Source organism: Streptomyces sp. cf386 (assembly GCF_900103585.1).
Taxonomy (GTDB): domain Bacteria; phylum Actinomycetota; class Actinomycetes; order Streptomycetales; family Streptomycetaceae; genus Streptomyces.
In genome coordinates this window covers 60,003-75,866 of record NZ_FNHV01000035.1, presented here as the reverse complement: position 1 = coordinate 75,866, position 15,864 = coordinate 60,003, and the positions used below count along the sequence as shown (strand labels likewise).

General features: G+C 68.7%; 13 protein-coding genes and 1 pseudogene. 9 read left to right on the top strand and 5 right to left on the bottom strand.

Annotated elements, in window-relative coordinates:
- The 4 genes from BLU79_RS45110 to BLU79_RS45095 all read left to right on the top strand — a co-directional run.
- On the top strand, positions 1 to 283 hold a 283-nt coding region (locus BLU79_RS45110; RefSeq protein WP_143052593.1), incomplete at its 5' end, for a transposase.
- Between the two features lie 118 nt (positions 284 to 401).
- Positions 402 to 725: a hypothetical protein gene (locus BLU79_RS45105; protein ID WP_093911868.1), complete on the top strand. Its 324-nt coding sequence runs from the start codon at positions 402 to 404 to the stop codon at positions 723 to 725.
- A gap of 82 nt (positions 726 to 807) precedes the next feature.
- Entirely contained in the window at positions 808 to 2,037 is a 1,230-nt protein-coding gene (locus tag BLU79_RS45100) for an IS256 family transposase (RefSeq protein ID WP_107489340.1), read from the top strand.
- A 41-nt stretch (positions 2,038 to 2,078) separates the two neighbouring features.
- Positions 2,079 to 2,648: an AAA family ATPase gene (locus tag BLU79_RS45095; protein ID WP_093911867.1), complete on the top strand. Its 570-nt coding sequence runs from the start codon at positions 2,079 to 2,081 to the stop codon at positions 2,646 to 2,648.
- 415 nt (positions 2,649 to 3,063) lie between these two features.
- On the opposite strand, the gene BLU79_RS45090 is transcribed toward BLU79_RS45095, so the two are convergent.
- The 3 genes from BLU79_RS45090 to BLU79_RS45080 form a co-directional block, all read right to left on the bottom strand.
- A complete protein-coding gene (locus tag BLU79_RS45090; protein ID WP_371132072.1) occupies positions 3,064 to 3,312 on the bottom strand; it encodes a hypothetical protein in 249 nt (82 codons plus the stop codon).
- Positions 3,313 to 3,655: 343 nt separating this feature from the next.
- Positions 3,656 to 4,702: a hypothetical protein gene (locus tag BLU79_RS45085; RefSeq protein ID WP_093911866.1), complete on the bottom strand. Its 1,047-nt coding sequence runs from the start codon at positions 4,700 to 4,702 to the stop codon at positions 3,656 to 3,658.
- Complete coding sequence (locus BLU79_RS45080; protein ID WP_256333738.1) at positions 4,699 to 7,035, bottom strand: VWA domain-containing protein; 2,337 nt, start codon at positions 7,033 to 7,035, stop codon at positions 4,699 to 4,701. Before BLU79_RS45080 ends, BLU79_RS45085 begins: the two co-directional genes overlap by 4 nt.
- A 312-nt stretch (positions 7,036 to 7,347) precedes the next feature.
- Between BLU79_RS45080 and BLU79_RS49620 the strand changes: the two are divergent.
- Together BLU79_RS49620 and BLU79_RS45070 are read left to right on the top strand one after the other, a co-directional pair.
- Positions 7,348 to 7,805 (top strand): annotated as a pseudogene (locus BLU79_RS49620) (hypothetical protein); the annotation flags it as partial.
- Between the two features lie 775 nt (positions 7,806 to 8,580).
- The gene (locus BLU79_RS45070; RefSeq protein WP_143052592.1) at positions 8,581 to 9,186 is read left to right on the top strand and encodes a hypothetical protein; all 606 of its coding nucleotides are present in this window, start codon (positions 8,581 to 8,583) and stop codon (positions 9,184 to 9,186) included.
- 411 nt (positions 9,187 to 9,597) lie between these two features.
- Here the strand turns inward: BLU79_RS45070 and BLU79_RS45065 are convergent, their stop codons facing one another.
- Positions 9,598 to 11,244, bottom strand: coding sequence for a serine/threonine-protein kinase (locus BLU79_RS45065; protein WP_177001442.1), 1,647 nt, complete (start codon positions 11,242 to 11,244; stop codon positions 9,598 to 9,600).
- 470 nt (positions 11,245 to 11,714) lie between these two features.
- Here BLU79_RS45065 and BLU79_RS45060 point away from each other — a divergent pair, with 470 nt between their 5' ends.
- Positions 11,715 to 12,701 carry a hypothetical protein gene (locus BLU79_RS45060; protein ID WP_093911862.1) on the top strand — a complete coding sequence of 329 codons (987 nt, stop codon included), beginning with the start codon at positions 11,715 to 11,717 and terminating at the stop codon, positions 12,699 to 12,701.
- 229 nt (positions 12,702 to 12,930) lie between these two features.
- Positions 12,931 to 13,557, top strand: coding sequence for a VOC family protein (locus tag BLU79_RS45055; RefSeq protein WP_093911861.1), 627 nt, complete (start codon positions 12,931 to 12,933; stop codon positions 13,555 to 13,557).
- A gap of 186 nt (positions 13,558 to 13,743) precedes the next feature.
- Here the strand turns inward: BLU79_RS45055 and BLU79_RS45050 are convergent, their stop codons facing one another.
- A complete protein-coding gene (locus BLU79_RS45050; RefSeq protein WP_093911860.1) occupies positions 13,744 to 14,055 on the bottom strand; it encodes a hypothetical protein in 312 nt (103 codons plus the stop codon).
- Positions 14,056 to 14,144: 89 nt separating this feature from the next.
- On the opposite strand from BLU79_RS45050, the gene BLU79_RS45045 reads away from it, so the two are divergent.
- Entirely contained in the window at positions 14,145 to 15,722 is a 1,578-nt protein-coding gene (locus BLU79_RS45045; protein WP_093911859.1) for a site-specific integrase, read from the top strand.
- The last annotated feature ends 142 nt before the right edge of the window (positions 15,723 to 15,864 follow it).

Sequence of the window (15,864 nt, the reverse complement as noted above, 5' to 3'; positions counted from 1 at the left end):
CTTCAAGCCTCAGCGCCTGCACGCGGACAAAGCCTACGACCGTGCCGACCTGCGCAGATGGCTGCGATGGAAGCGGATCGGAGTACGCATCGCCCGCAAAGGGATCGAATCCAGCGAACGATTAGGACGCCGCCGCTGGGTCATCGAGCGGACCATGTCCTGGTTGTCCGGCTACCGAAGACTCAGCCCCCGCTACGAACGCAATCCCCGCAACTACCTGGCCTTTCTTGGGCTGGCCGCTGCCCTGTGCTGCTACAAACGGCTCGCCCGCCTCACCACGTAGGACACGGTCTTAGTGGCCGCCGATGGGCGGGAGGTTGCCGTCAAACACAGGCAATGCACAGAAACGGCCACCGCCCTCGGCAAAGGGACCGGCTGCTCACCTGTCGCGGGCAGAATGGTTGCGTGCCCCTTTCGACCCGCGCCGTTTCCCGCTGCTCCGTGGCGCCCGAGCCGACGCCGCACTGGCCCTCGGGACGTTCGTGCTGGTTGCGGTCGCGGAGGGGCAGCTGCTGCGGAGCGGAGAGGGCTCGCCCTCGCTCATCGCGTCCTGGCTGCTGATCGCCGCGGTGTGCGTGGCACCGCTGTTCCGGCGCCGGTACCCGGTGGCGGTGGGCTGGTTCGCGGCACTGGCCACGGGCAGCTACCACCTGTTGAGCGGGAGCAATGCTCGAGACTTGTGGATCACCCCGGGTGGAACGCGGAGGGCGTACCTTCCCGCATGATCCTGTTGTGATGGCCATCGAGGAGGCCCACGTTGGCGCGCGCGTCGGGAAGGCACGCCCGTGTTCAGCGTAGTCACCGAAAATGGCTCCACCCAGTGCCGGCTCCCTGATCGACGAGATCGTCCGTGAGGGCGCCCGGCGGATGCTCGCCGCGGCACTGGAAGCGGAAGGCAACCAGTACAGAGCCGAGTTGGCTGCCGAGACCGACGATGCGGACCGGCGGCTGGTGGTCCGCAACGGTCATCACCGCCCCAGGATCGTCGTCACCGCCGCCGGTCCGGTCGAGGTGCGTGCACCGCGGGTGAACGACCGCCGCGTGGACGAGGCCACCGGCGAGCGCAAGCGGTTCCCCTCCAAGATCCTTCCGCCGTGGTGCCGCAGGTCGCCGGAGATCTCCGAAGTGCTGCCGCTGCTCTACCTGTACGGCCTGTCGTCCGGGGACTTCGTGCCCGCGCTGGAGCAGTTCCTCGGCTCGACGGCCGGTCTGTTGCCGGCGACGGTGTCCCGGCTGATGCGGCAGTGGGGCGATGACCATGCCGCCTTCCAGGCCCGGGACCTGTCGGACCGCGACTTCGTCTACGTGTGGGCCGACGGCGTGCACCCCAAGGTCCGGCTCGGGCAGACGCACTCGTGCGTGCTGGTCCTGCTCGGCGTCCGCCTGGACGGCACCAAGGAACTGATCGCGCTGGCAGAGGGCCTGCGCGAGTCGACCGAATCGTGGGCGGACCTGCTGCGCGACTGCCGCCGCCGCGGCATGCGCGACCCCGAGCTGGTCGTCGGCGACGGCGCGGTGGGCCTGTGGAAGGCGTTGGTCGAGGTCCTTACGGCCGCCCGTCATCAGCGGTGCTGGGTTCACAAGGCCCGCAATGTCACGAACTGCCTGTCGAAGTCCGCACAGCCGGGCGCGACGAAGGCGATGCAGGAGATCTACAACGCAGAGGACCGCGCCCACGCGGAGAAATCGATAGATGCTTTCGCCCGCACCTACGGCACCAAGTGGCCCAATTCCGCCGCGAAGATCAACGACGACCGGGAGGAACTGCTGGCGTTCTACGACTTCCCTGCCGAGCACTGGATCCACCTGCGGACCACGAACCCCATCGAGTTGACCTTCTCCACGGTCAAGCTGCGCACCAAGGTCACCCGCGGGGCCGGTAGCCCCGCCGCCGCACTCGCGATGGTGTTCAAGCTCATCGAGTCCGCTCAGGCCCGATGGCGCGCGATCACCTGCGCCCACCTGGTGCCCCTTGTCCGTGCGGGAGCCAAATTCGAAAGCGGTGTGCTGGTCGAACGTGGCACGGTGGCGGCATGAACTCGCCGCCCCTGTCTCGGACGTCCCCTCACCGCGGTCAGGTGATCGTCCTGACCGGGCCCCCCGGAGCCGGCAAGAGCACCGTGGCGCAACTGCTGGCAGATCACCTGACTCCCAGCGTCCACCTGCACAGCGACGATTTCTGGCGCTATATCAAGCAGGGCTGGATCGCGCCTTACCTGCCCGAAGCACACGAGCAGAATCAAGTGGTTCTGCAGGTACTGGTCTCTGCAGCGTTCGGCTACGCCGAGGGCGGATACCAGGTGATCTGCGACGGCATCGTCGGGCCCTGGTTCATCGACCTCTTCCGCGTGACGGCCCGGGAACGGGCCCTGCCGCTGAGCTACGTCATCCTTCGGCCGGACCAACACACCACACTGGAACGGGCAACGAGCCGGGCCGACGACGCTTTGACCGACCCCGAGCCAATTCGCTCACTGCACGGCCAGTTCAGCAACCTGGGCGCCTATGAGGCCCATGTCCTGGATTCCACCACCCTGACCGCTGAAGCAACCGCCGACAGCATCCTGCAAGGCATCGCGAAGGGCTCCTACCTCCTCAATCCGAGCGACAGCGCCACCGATGCGAACGACTCGATTCACAACTCTTGACAATGGCGCCGGTATCTCCTGCCCGCCTCGGACTGTCATTCACGGGGTTCGTGGTGCGCATCTCTCCGACGGTTGGACTCCGACTCCTTGTTGGGGCGGGCTGTGTCCGCGGTCGGCCGACACGTAGGCGAGTTTTCCGCGCAGACTGTACTCGCGGCCGTCGGTCGATGTGGTGTGCTGGCGTGAGGTCTCACTGAGGTTGAGATGGCTGCCTGCCTTTGACCTGCGGTCCCGCAGATGGGTTGCGAGGTGTCCTCGAACCTGGGTAGCGGTTTGACCTGCGGTCCTGCACGTTGGATGAGATTGCAGCAAATGTGGTGAGAACGCCTACAGGGAGGGCGTGGGGAGTGTGCATGAAGCTGATCATGGTCGCAGCTCAGGGAACGCCTCTTCCCAGACGTCCTTGATGGCTGAGCTAATGAGGTTGCGGAGCACTGGCCACGGCTCGGAGCAGGGTGTCCTTGTAGAGGAAGTGGCGTAGGTCGTCGCGCAGGCCTTCGGCGAGCACGGTTCTGTAGAGGCTCATGCGCCGGCGTGGCCGGTCCAGATCGAGGGTGCGCAGTCCGGGCCATGCGCTATGCAGCGGGAGCTCCATCATCTCGTGCTCGGGTCCGGTGAGCTCGTTGAGGTTGGACGGCAGGCGCCGCCTAAACCTTGCTCGCAACGGCAATGCGATGGAGGCGGGGCGTCGTGCATGATGTCCATCCTCCCTGTGCGTTGGCTTGGGCTGCAGAAGCCGCCGCGTCTGGCCGGCGCGCTTGCCGCGCGACGGGGCGGGTTTGGCGGGGTTTGTCGGCCGGGGAACGCTGTCCGTGCGCCGTGACGATTTCTCGCCGCCAGGGACTCCCAGCCGATCGCCTTGCAGCTGACCGGCCATGCCCGTGTCGTCGTTCCCGACGTCCAAACGCCACCCCGGGCTGCTCCCGCGGACAACGGCCGCCGTGTGCTTGCCGACGTCGTTCTGGGCCGGTCAGCTGCTGTCCGGCCCACCTGCAGGGAACGCAAGCCTAGGTCGCCGCGGCTGGCGGGTCTGCGGTGGGCTCTGCCCGATAGCGGTCGAGGGCCCCCGCCCGCTCGTGGTACGGGATGCGGGACAGCCGCGAGACCATCGTCCACATGTCGCGCTCTTCGGCAAGCGACTTCGGCAGCGTGAGGCCGAGAGAGTCCGCGAGGGGCTTGCGGCCGGTGTTGACCAGGGCGCGGACGGCGGCCGCCCACTCGTCGGTCGCGGTCACCGCCGACCGGTACCAAAGCGGCACGAGAGCAGCGAGCGCGACGACCGTACTGAGCAGGACCAGCTTATCCGGCCGGCTCCCGAGCAGGGCGAGCGCAGCGGCTGCGCCCACGGCGACGTGTCCGAACAGCAGTGCCACAAAGAAGTCGACACTGACCCTTGCGAGTTCACTCTGACGTCGGACCTGGTCCGAAACGCAGCCCGTGAGTTCGTTCCACAGTAGCTGCGTATCGAGCCGGTAGCGGTCCCAGCCGTACTCCTCGAAGCGGCGGATGGCGTTGCCGAGCCGGGTCGGGGCGATCTGGTCGTCAGAGATCGGGAAGCGGGCAAGCAGCTCTCGTAGTAGCGCACGTTGGGCAGCGCTTCGGCGCCGGTCGCGGACGGCGGCGCGGGCGAGGCCGGGGTTGGAGAGCAACTGGGCGAGCCGCTCCGCATCCTCGGTCCGCAGCGGGCCCTGCTCGTGCTCGCGACGCTCCAAGCGCAGCACGGTCAGCCGGTCGGCGAGGAAGTTCTTCCTCCGCTGGCTACGCTGGCACCCTGCTACGAAGGCTCGGGCTGGCCACAACAAATAGCCCTCCAACAGCCGATAGAGCGCGTTCTGGCAGGCATTGGCGACGAGGCCGAGGAGAAGCGCGGCAGTCAGGAGGACAAGGCCAGCCGTGAGACCGCTCGCGCTGCGCAGCCGGTCGAGGAGCGTGATGCCGCGGAGACTGGGGGCGACAGCGAGCAGGAAGACTGCCAGGTTCAGTGCGCTGGGCAGGATCCATCCCACCAGCAATGTCCAGGCCCCGCCGAGTACGCCTTTGGCGATCTCACTCACAGGTACTCACTGGTGGGCTCGGGCCACTCGTCGTCGTCGGAGCCGGTACTGGGGCCGGGCGGGGTATGGCCGACCGGAGGCCTTGGGTGAACGGTAGGGGCGTAGGCGGCCGACGGCGGGCGGCGTCCCGGAGGCGCGGTGCCGACGAGGGTGAGGCTTAGTGTGTCGGTCAGCTGGACCGCACCGTTGGCGGGGAGCAGAATCCGGCCGCTGCCCTTCGTGCGTAGCACCGCTCCGCCCCTGCGGCCGCGTTGGACGGCGTACGGGCCGTGAGGGCGCCGTTCGATGCGCGGGCTGCCATGGGCCTCGACGACGGTGAACTCGTACCACTGCTTGTTGTTTCCGTGCCCGGCCCGGTGCTCGTTGAGGACCTGGCCGTCCTCGGAGACCAACTGCAGCACCAGCCCGAACGGATCCCTGCGCCTGCTGTGCTGCTGTACCCAAGTAAGTGCGACCGCGCCGCCCAGTGCGACCAGGACAGCCGTGGACAGGAAGGCCCACCAGTACTCCTCCCAGAGCCCTGGCTCGGGCGTGACCCGTACAGGGAGCGGCGAGCGCACGAGGGTCCGGTCGTCGTCGGTGGTGTCGACGACGGTGATCGTGCTAGCCAAGTCCACCCCGTCGCCGCCGAGGCGGTCACCGAAGACACCTGCGGGGCCGACCTCGACCGTCACCTTCCGGGTGCCGGACTCGCCGGGCTTCACCGTGATCTCGGCGGGCTCGACAAAGAGGAGCCCCTCCTGCACATCGGTGACCGACAGCCGCAGGGTATGCGGGGCGTCGGTGGTGTTGCTGACGTCCAGAGTGCCGGTGACCGTGCCGCCGGGGTGGGTGTCCCCGCCGGGCAGTTCGAGCGCGGCGCTGACGGGCACATTGCCAGACGACACCTCGCCGGTCTCGCTGCGCGTGTCGGCGCTCAGCCCCGCAGCGGTCAGCGTGACGTTCACGTTCAGCGCGCCGTCGGCGCCTTCAGGGACCGTCACGGTGCCGGTGAAAGTGCCGTCGCTGGCGTGGGGGTCGAGCCCCTTGCCGTCATCGGCGAGGTCGAGCGCCAGCGGAGGGAAGCCGTCCCCGGTCAGCTCACCGCGGACGCGCAGTCCCTCGTAGTCGCGCGGGTTGCCGATGCTGTAGCCCTCGCGCGTCTGGAGCCGCATGGTTACGGTGACCTTCTCGCCGGCCTGTGGCGAGGGCGGGGCCATGGTGATGGCGCCGCGCAGCTCGCCCTGCCACAGCACGCTGACGGCGACGGGCAGCGAGCGATGGCCCTCCGGGGCCTCGGCCTTCACCTTCCAGGTGCCGGGCAGCGGGTCGACGATCTTCAGCGCCTCCACGGTGCCGGAGTCGCCCGCCAGCTCGAAGCGGGATCCCTTGTGCGTCCCTGAGGTGGGGACCTTGTTGCCGCTGGGGTCGATGTAGCTGATCTTTACCTCGGGGTCGCCCTTGTCGACGACGATGCTGCCGACGGTCGTCAGCGGGGAGATGCCGATCTCCAGGGTGGCCGGCGGCCGCTTGCTGGGACCTTCCTCGTGGCGCAGGCAATGGGCGGCGGCGAAGATCTTCTCCAGCGTGGTGCCGACGTCCTTCGCCCCGTCGACCTTGTGGGCCCGGGGAGCCGCGGAGGGCAGCTCCACACAGCCCTTCTGGTAGCCGCCGGAGGCGATCTGGTCGAGCTGCTTCTTGTCCGGGTCGGGCCCGAAGCCCAGCGGCCAGATCTGGACGTTCTGCGCGGCGGCTTCCTTGAGCGCCTGCTTCAGCTGCCGTGCGCCCTCGGCCTCACGGTGCGCCGGATCGCCGTACTTGGGACTGTCCTTGACGTCCATCTTCCCGTCGGTCAGCAGGAACAGCACCCGGGGCACCGAGGCGTCGGAGCCGTCGGTGAGGTCGTGCACGCCCTGCCGGATGGCGGTCGGGAGGTCGGTGCCGGTGCCCTTGCGGCCGCGGAGCTTGTCGACGCACGTGCCCATAGTCTCGCGGCCCGCCGCGTCCAGCGTGGTGCGCGGGCACACCGGGTCCACCGCGCGTTGGCCGGCGGTCTCCGCGGCTGCGAAGCCGAAGACGGTGACCTGTGAGGACGAGGAGACGTCGCTCAGTGCGATCCGCTGAACGGCGCTCTTCTCGGCCTTCAAGTCCGCGGCTTCGAGGCTGGCCGACTCGTCCACGGCCACCGCGTAGTTGACGGCCGGGAACGCGGGCTCGGAGTCCGCCGCTGGCACCGGATCATGACCGGCCGGTGCCAACAGGGACACGAACAACGCGGTTCCGCCCAGCACCCAGACCACGGCGCGGCGCAGCCGGGTCCTTCCTGTCTGCCGTCTTTCCGTGACTCTTCCCACGGCCGTCCCCTAGGTCTCTGAGGTTCTCTTGGATCGTCTCTGCGTCGGGTGTGGTAGTGCCTCTGCGTCTTATTCAGTGAGTCGTTTGCCGCTTGCCTGGCGCCGCTACAACTGCTGCTTGAGTAAACCGACTTGATGGCCGATCACTACGGCCAGCCCGGTTCGTTCGGCAGGGGGGATTCGGCATGGAGGCGAGCATGGTCGGGCTGTCTGCCTTGGAGGCCCAGCGGGTCAGGGTCTTGAGCGCTCGCGCGAGCAGTTCCTTCGGTACGGACGCACCGTCACGGGCGAGCATGGCCGTCATGACGGCGACTGGGGGACACTGGCCCTCTCATCCCCCTCTGGGCAACACAGCAACAGCCTCCCGACCTATGAGAGTGCGCGCAGGCCACGACGAGCCGACACCAACCCGCTCATCACCAGGATCAACCCCGCGCTGGGAACGCGGCTGCAGGCCCTTCGTGCACTTTGGTGTGGGCGACCACGGGGATGTCCCACGCGAACGACTGCATCGTCCCCTGGCTCGGATTGCCGGAGCTGCCCGTGGTGAACTGGCCGGACCCCACCGACGACGAACCGGGCGGGCTCCACTGGAAAACCAGTCCTCTCCTCGACTGGGCAGCCGGACATCCGTTCGCGTGGATCGATGGCGAGATCACCGACCGAGACCAAGCATGGATCGAGGCCCATCACGAGCCCTCCTCCACCCGATCAACCCACGACACGGCCTGACAGACCGGGACTTCGCCATACTCGACCGGTGGCTCCGCCCCGCGGACCGACCCTGTCGGCGCTGGCTGAATCTGCCCACAGCCCCGACCCCGTGCGTGCCGCATTGTGGTCCTCCGTCTGCGAGAACACTCCCCTCAACTACCCAGACAACGGGACCCAGTTGCCGACTGCCTACGCGCTCACTACGGCACCGCCACATCCTGACTTCCCCTCCGCCTTGTGCCGCAGCCACGGCCTGTGCGCCGACAACTTCTGGGAACCTTCGGACGCAGCGCCGACCGCTTCCAGGCCATCGCCCAGGTGAACCTGCCACGCTACGCCGAGGTCAAGGCCATGCGCTGCCGGACTCGAGATCTACGCATCGAGCAGGACACACGTGCCACCGGCCCCAACCAGTGCAGCGTGGGAGTGTCTGATCAACGGCGGATCTGCTGATCAAGGGACAGACGCCAAGAGCAGCCGTGGAGAGCCACGACTCCGGAGACGCTCACCAACCTGGTGGTCCAACGCGACGTGCTGGGACTGACGGAGAACGCCCCAACGCAACCCAGGCCGCCCAAGCGAGGCCTGAGACTTGCCATGGTCGCCCAGCTGATGGCCGCCCTCTCGGTGCTCATCTAAATGCCCACCGCCACGGGCAGCAGGAGCGCAGCATCCGACGCCGGCAACCATCGCCAGGCACCCCGTATGCCACAACCCGTAACGTCCTTCGATGACGTCGCCCTCCACACGCCCGCCGATGACTGGGCCGTGAGCTTTGTCGGATCGTCCGCAACGATCCTCTCGCTTCGCCTGCGTGAGGCGCCGACGGGCGTGTTTGCTCTGCACCACAGCAGAATCGGGTTGCTGCGGGACGCCCCTGACGCATGGCCCAGGGGACTGGTCCTCGACGGGGCCGTCTACGACAGCCTGGAACCGGCGCTCCCGGCGCAGGCGCGCCTGCCCTGGCTGGGCCGTGACCCTGCTGGCCTCGTGCCCCAGCCGTACGAGCAGCTCGCCGCCACCTACCAGCGCCAGGGCCGGGACGCCGATGCCCGGGCCCTCTTGGTCGCCAAGCATCGCAGCATGCGGCGTACGCTGTCGCTCCCTGCCAGGTTGTGGAGCCTGCTCCAGGACGCGACGGTGGGCTATGGCTACCGCCCTCTTCGTGCCGTGTGGCTGCTGTTGTGTCTCCTGAGTACCGGAGGGGCGCTCTTCACCGCATGGCCGCCCACGGCCGTGGGGGACGGCAAGGCACCGCACTTTCAACCCGCGATCTACACACTCGACCTGCTGTTGCCCCTCGTGGATCTAGGTCAGGAACGCTCCTACGCACCGACCGGCCTCGCGCAGTGGGCGGCAGTCGCATTGATTGGCATGGGCTGGCTTCTGGCCACGACTGTCGCGGCAGGAGCGAGCAGGGTGCTGCGCCGGACATAGAGCCCAGTTCTCCAGCTTGGGACCGCTGCTCCGCTCCGGCTGCGCAGCATGTGTGCGTGGCCTCGTGCGTTGAACTGACGCTTCACGGAAGTACGGTCACAGCCTCGTAGTTGGCCAGTTCAGTGTTCGACTTCCGTCCCCCCTTCATGCGGAGTGAGGGGCGGACGCTGGCGGAGGCCAGAACCGTCTTGACGGTGGCGTTGAGAAAACCTATCCCCCAGTGGCTGCCAGGATCGCCACGGGGATGCTGATCAGGCCGAACACGATCGCGCCGTTCTGACCCTGGTGGTCGGGATCGGCTCATTTGCGGCGACCGCTAGGACCCGAGCCCGGTCCACGGGGCCCGGACCTGTGTGTTCGCCCCTCTTTTCGCCCTCACGCGCAGCGGATTGGTGTGCGGCCGGTCAGGTGTCAGGAGGAGCGGGTCAGTCGGGAGGGCGACCCTGTCGTCTGACTGCCCTCGTTCCCCAGGGTCAGGGTGTTGGCACCGGTCTTCGCCAGGGTGTAGAGGTTGCCTCGGGAGCACAGCACGCCGGCCGATGGATCGGTGGGTGCGCTTGTGACCGCCTCGAAGACCATGGACGTTCCGTGCGTCTCCCGCAGACGCAGCGTCTCGGTGCACCCGAGGTCGCGGCCTGTGCCGTCCTCGGTCACGTGGCTGATCTGTCTGCCCACGATCTCGCCCCGGTTCGCGGCGTGGAGGGTGACGGTCACGGCCACCCGGTTCGTGCGCGCGTTGACGATGCCGTCGCCGGCGGGGCTGCCGGGGCCTGTGCCCTTCCAAGTGCCAACCCAGGACGAGGGCAGGGCATTCTCGGCAGCGGTGGGGGAGGGAGAGGCGGAGGCGGGCGGGGTCGTACGACCGTTCCCACCCGCTGCGTCATCAGTGCCGTCGGGCCAGGCCAGCGCTGTGATGACGGCCGCGGTTACCACCGCGCCCGCGGTCACGGCGGCCGTCCATGCCCGCACCGACGGCCGACCGGGCGCGGCACCGGCCGCGGACGGGGTGAGGTGCAACACAGGGCCGGGAGTGGGACTCGACGGGAGGGCGGGGGGAGAGCCGTACGTGATCGGCGAGCCGTACGCGGTCGGTGGCCCGAACCCGCTCTGCGGTGCAGGGTCCGGCGCCAGTTGTGCCTCTGGGAGGAGCGGTGCCGGGTGTTCCAGCAGCGCCGCCAGCTCGGTTTCCCGCGCGGCGATGTCCGCCTCCAGGCCCGATGGCCGTGCCGAGGCCCAGACCCCGGATCGCGCCTCGAGCCTCTCCAACAGCGCGTCCGCGGTGGGACGGGCCTGCGGTGACTTCTCCAGGCAGGCGGCCAGCAAGGACGCGAGCGGCTGCGGCACGCCGTCGAGCACGGGCTCCTCGTGCACGATGCGGTAGAGCAGTTGGGCGGCGGACGGATCCTCGCCCGGGTGCAGAAAGGGCCCGGTCCCGGTGACGGCATACACCAGGACCGCGCCCAGCGAGAAGATGTCGCCGGGCTCGGCCGATATCCCCCCGGTGACCTGCTCAGGTGCCATGTAACCGGGGGATCCGATGACACCGCCGGTATGGGTGTGGCGGGTGTCGTCCGCGGCCCGGGCGATTCCGAAGTCGATGAGCAGCGGATGGCGACGGGCGAGCAGCACGTTGGACGGCTTCACGTCGCGGTGCGCGAGCCCCGCCCGGTGCACGGCCCGCAGCCCCTCGGCGAGTTCCGCCGCCAGAGCGCGGACGGCGGACTCGGGCAGCGGGCCGTACGACGCCATCCAGTCCGCGAGGGAGGGCGCGGCCACGTACTCCGTGGCCAGCCATTGCGGCCGGTGCCCCGCGGGGCTGTAATCGACGACCGACACTGTCCACGGGGAGCGCACCTGGTCGCTGCTGGCGATCTCGCGGGCGAACCGCTGCTCGAACCCGGGGTTCAGGCCGAACTCGGTGCGTACGGTCTTCAAGGCCAGCGGACGACCCGACGTGGTACGGGAGAGGAACACCTGCCCCATGCCGCCGGCGCCGAGTCTCGCCAGCAGGGGGTAGCCGCCAATGGCAGGCGGATCGGCGGGATCCAGACGTCTCATGAATCTCTCCGGTCGCTGCTCGGGCCGCAGGGGCGACACACCGTGAGTGCGGGGGACGTCGCACCGCCCGTGATACACGCGGGCCTGTCCTGCACGCGATGCATTCATATCAGTTCATATCCCGCGTGCATGGCGGGGCGGGACCGTACGTCTCGCAGGGGGGCTACGATCGGGGCTGCCTGCGGCCAGGCGGCGCAGTGGGCGCAGGCCATCCCCCGGTTGGGCTGCTCGTGCGGGTACATCGCCGAGCTGGGACAGAAGGACGACGACGGCCAGTCGGCCACACATGTGACGTCACACCGGCGATCCGGCGAGGTTGGCGGCGAACAGGCATCAGTTGGCATTCTATCGGCAGCCAGCTGCACGCGGTCACCGAGTACGCGCTGGAGCACGAGGCGGGGATCGGACAGGGGCCGCTGGCGTGGTCCAGGATCGAGGGGCTCGTCGAGTCGGGCCTGGAGCTGTCCGCCGTGTTCGGGCCGGGCGACCGGCGGGCGGCGGGCTTCCGCAACCACCTCGCGCTCGCGCTGATCCGCTCCGGGCGCGAGGCCGAAGCCCTGGAGGTCTTCCGCCTCATCGGCACCGACGCGCGCACATTCCCCTGGGCGTACCTGGGCGATCCGCGGGAGATCTTCCTTCTCATGCGCCAGGGGGTTCGCGCCCATGTCGCCCGCCGGACACCGTACTTCGGCGGCGCCGCACCAGCGTCGACCGCCGTCGGCCCGTCGAACGCGGCGGACACTGCGAGCACGGCGGATACAACGGACGTAGACACGACGGATACAGCGGATACGGCCCGAGCGACGCCCCTGCCCCCGCCCGCGGCCATGGCCATCGCTCTGGCCGGCGCACCGCTACGGGACGTCCGCGAGGCAATTCTGATCACCGGCACGACCATGCGTCTCGTCCCGGTACCCGGCAACGCCACTTTCGTCGAGACCGCGCCCTCAGCGGAACCTCCGGGCCGCCGCAAGGGCACGCGCACGACCCTGCTCGGCGAGGGCAGGCTGCCCCGGCTGGCCCGTACCTTCAGCCGGGGTGAGAAGTGGCCGGTCCTGGTGGCGGCCAAGGAGGGCGCTGACTACACCCTCCACCTGTACCGCGACGGCCGCCTGGTGACCGCTCACGCCTGGTGGGCCGACCCCGCCGAGATGCCGACGCTGGAGGAGGCACAGGACCGGGCGACCGTGCTGGCGGCTGCCTACGGCATGACGGACCACCGACCCCTCACCGCGGTACTGCGCGGTACCGGTGATCCACGACAGCACCTCGACGAGGCGTTCGCCACGCTCGGGCTGCCCTCACTCCCGGCCGGCTTCGGGTATCGCCCCGAGCCCCTGGCCGAGGTGAGGGGTGCCCAGCTGGTCGAGCGGCGGTCCTTCTTCCGTGCGATCAAGGAGTCGCTGTCCTCCGAGCGCGACCGCGCCTCCGACGGGGAGCTGCCTCCACTGACCTGACCTGACCTGACCTGACCTGACCTGACCGGACCTGATCGCGCCGCGTGGAGCGCGTGCGCGATCAGCGGCGCCGTCGTCAGCCGTACGCCCTGCCGCCACGCGTCGTCTGTCGCGAGCCTGCCGATGGTGGACCCCGGTCACCGAATGGAGCAATCCCCGTGCGCCTGGATTCCGTTCCGGTCAGGAATCGAGAAGCGCCGTCCTCGTGGTCGTAGCTAGCGTCCTTGTCATGACTTCCATCGCATCCGTCACCCTTGAGGTGGCCGACCCCACAGCCGCCGACCGTTTCTACACCACCGCGTTCGAGCTGGGCAGCCAGGTACGCCTGCGGGCGTCGGAGACACCGTCGACCGGCTTCCGCGGGTTCACGCTGTCGCTCGTGGTGTCCCAGCCGGCCAACGTCAACGCCCTCATCGACGCAGCCGTCGAGGCCGGTGCCGCGACGCTGAAGCCCGCCAGCAAGTCGCTCTGGGGCTATGGGGGCGTCGTACAGGCACCGGACGGGACGATCTGGCAGGTCGCCTCGTCGTCGAAGAAGGACACCGGCCCGGCCACCCGGCAGTTCGACGAGCTCGTGCTCCTGCTCGGCGTCGAGGACGTGAAGGCCAGCAAGCAGTTCTACGTCAAGCACGGCCTCACCGTGGCGAAGAGCTTCGGCGGCAAGTACGTCGAGTTCGCCACCGAGGCCGATCCCGTCAAGCTCGCGCTGTACAAGCGCCGTGGCCTGGCCAAGGTCGCCGGCGTCTCTCCCGACGGCACCGGATCGCACCGGCTCACGATCGGCAGCGATGCCGAGCCGTTCACCGACCCCGACGGCTTCGCGTGGACCACCGCGTCTGAGACCGCCTCGCTGTGAACCGGGTGACGCGGCTGCGCCCCGCCATCGACGAAGGAGCCCTCTCACCGGCTGCGGTCCGCCGCGGCCGGCTCACCCTCCCCAAGTAGGCGCTGGCGTCCTGGACCTGGTCGTCGAGTGTGCGGGCTCGCCCACCGAACCCTTCGGCTCACCGGTCCTTGAGCCGGGTCGCTCCCGGATCACTCGCTACCGCTGAGGCCGCACGGCCCATCGCCCGACGGTGACAGCGGCACCGAGGCCGATCAGTACGAGCCCGAATGTCTTGTCTTCCTCAGCGATCCGCTTGTCCGCGTCGGCCTGGAATGCCGCCTCATCCGCGGCGTAGTCGGCGTCGTGGCCGAGAACATCGTCCCAGTCGCCTGCGGAGGCGTCGACGGCGGCCTGGTCCGCGGCGTCGGAATCGATGCTCGCCGGAATGTAGATGGTCAGGCCGATGGCAGCGATCAGCACACCGACGAGGGTGAGGGCGACTCTGGTGCGGCGGCGTGCGGTCCTCATGTGCGGGTCTCCTGGCGTGGGCATTGGTACGGGTGGGACTGCATCCCTATTGAATCGGCGTGTTGAAGCCGATCTGACAGGGTGGCGCGATGAGCAAGTGGCGTGTCTTCTGGGTTCCCAAGCCGACGCCGATCGCCCCACGGCAGGCACCTGTTCTGATGGGGTGGACTGACCTGGCGGAGCGCGAAGCGTCAACCGGGATCCGGCCGGGCGACCCAATTCTGCTGGCGCCGGACTACCGCATCGACGAACTCCTCAGCCTGTACACGCGCAGTAACCCCTTCCGGGGATACACAAAAGAGACGAAGCGGAACTACATCACAGACCTCTGCCTGTTCCTCAACTTCCTGTGGCAGCGCGGAAAGGTCTGGACGCAGGCGGTCGAGTCGGATGTCGACGACTTCCAGTTCTGGCGCCAGACGTCGCCCGAGAACCCGGTGCGGGTGGGCGGGAACAAGTGGAATCGTGAACTGGCCGCGCTGATGAACCTGTACACGTGGGCGACGAAGCCGGGGAACGAGTTTCTACCGCGCAACCCGGTGCCGGTGCATCGCGTGGTCGGCCGGCATGGGCAGATCGTCGAGGTGCCGGATGGGAAGGCGAAGGACGCCCGGGGCAGCAACGTTCACTGGCTGACGCCTCGGACGTTCCGGCTGTGGGTGGATGTGGGGCTGCGCGGGTACGGCGCTGACGGTCTTCCCGCGCCTGGCTGGGTGGGTCGGCTGGAGGGCCGCAATGTTGCGTTCGTGCGCTTGCTGACCTCGTCGGGTATGCGGCGGCTGGAGGGCGCCTCACTGCTGACGTTCGAGGTGCCGTCACTGCGGCTGGAGGGCGGCCGTTACTACACGGGGCGCCTGGCAGCGGCGGTCACTCGTTCCAAGAGGGCCCGTACCTACTACGTCGAGGCTCATGTGGTGGGCGATATCGAGAACTACGTCGAGTCCTCGCGCGCAGAGGCCATCCGCTCGGCCCAGGCTCGGGGCCGGTACGACGGCGTGCCGGGGATGCGGCTGGTCACCCTGGTGAGCCGGGGACCGAAGCCGACGGTGTACTGGTGCGACCGCCAGGGCGTCACGGGCCGCATCGCGCTGACGGAGGCTACCGCGGACGAACGAATGTCGTGGTACACCGAAGGCCCGGAGGGACCGGAACCGTTGTGGCTGTGGCTGAACGAGATGGGCCTGCCGTTCCAGCCGCATTCGTGGAACAACGTCTTCACGGCAGCGAACCAGCGGTGCCGGGCGGTGCTGGATCCGGAGCCGGAGCGTCGGCTGGACCCGCACCGCAGCCGGGCGCCGTACGCGACGCCGCATTCCTGCCGGCACAGCTTCGCCCTCTACATGCTGGTGATCCTGCACCACTTGATGGACCAGAGGTTCGGTCTGAGCCCAGAGGAGCGGCGGGACTACCGGCTGCTGTACGGGGATCCGTGGCGGATGGTGCAGGACCTGCTGGGTCATGCGTCCCTTGAGACGACCCGCGAGCGGTATCTGGCCCCCGTCGCCGACCTTCAGCTGCGGTCGCTGCTGACCACCGCGCCCCCGTTTCGCGAAGGGGAGCGGCCGGCACAGGGGATGGATGAGGTGTTCGCGCGTCTGGCGCGGGAGGCCGAGGGCATCCAGGACATCGACGCCAAGCTGCAGGTCATTCCGCGGACGACCGGATGAGTCGGCGCGGGCGTACGGCGCCTTTGCCGACAGCGCCGGTGCGCAGGCCACGGGTTCTGAGGGGCGACGGCCTTGTTGTCGAGCACCGAGACCGATCGGGAGCCGTCGCGGTCTACGACTTCCGTACTCTGCCGGTCGAGGA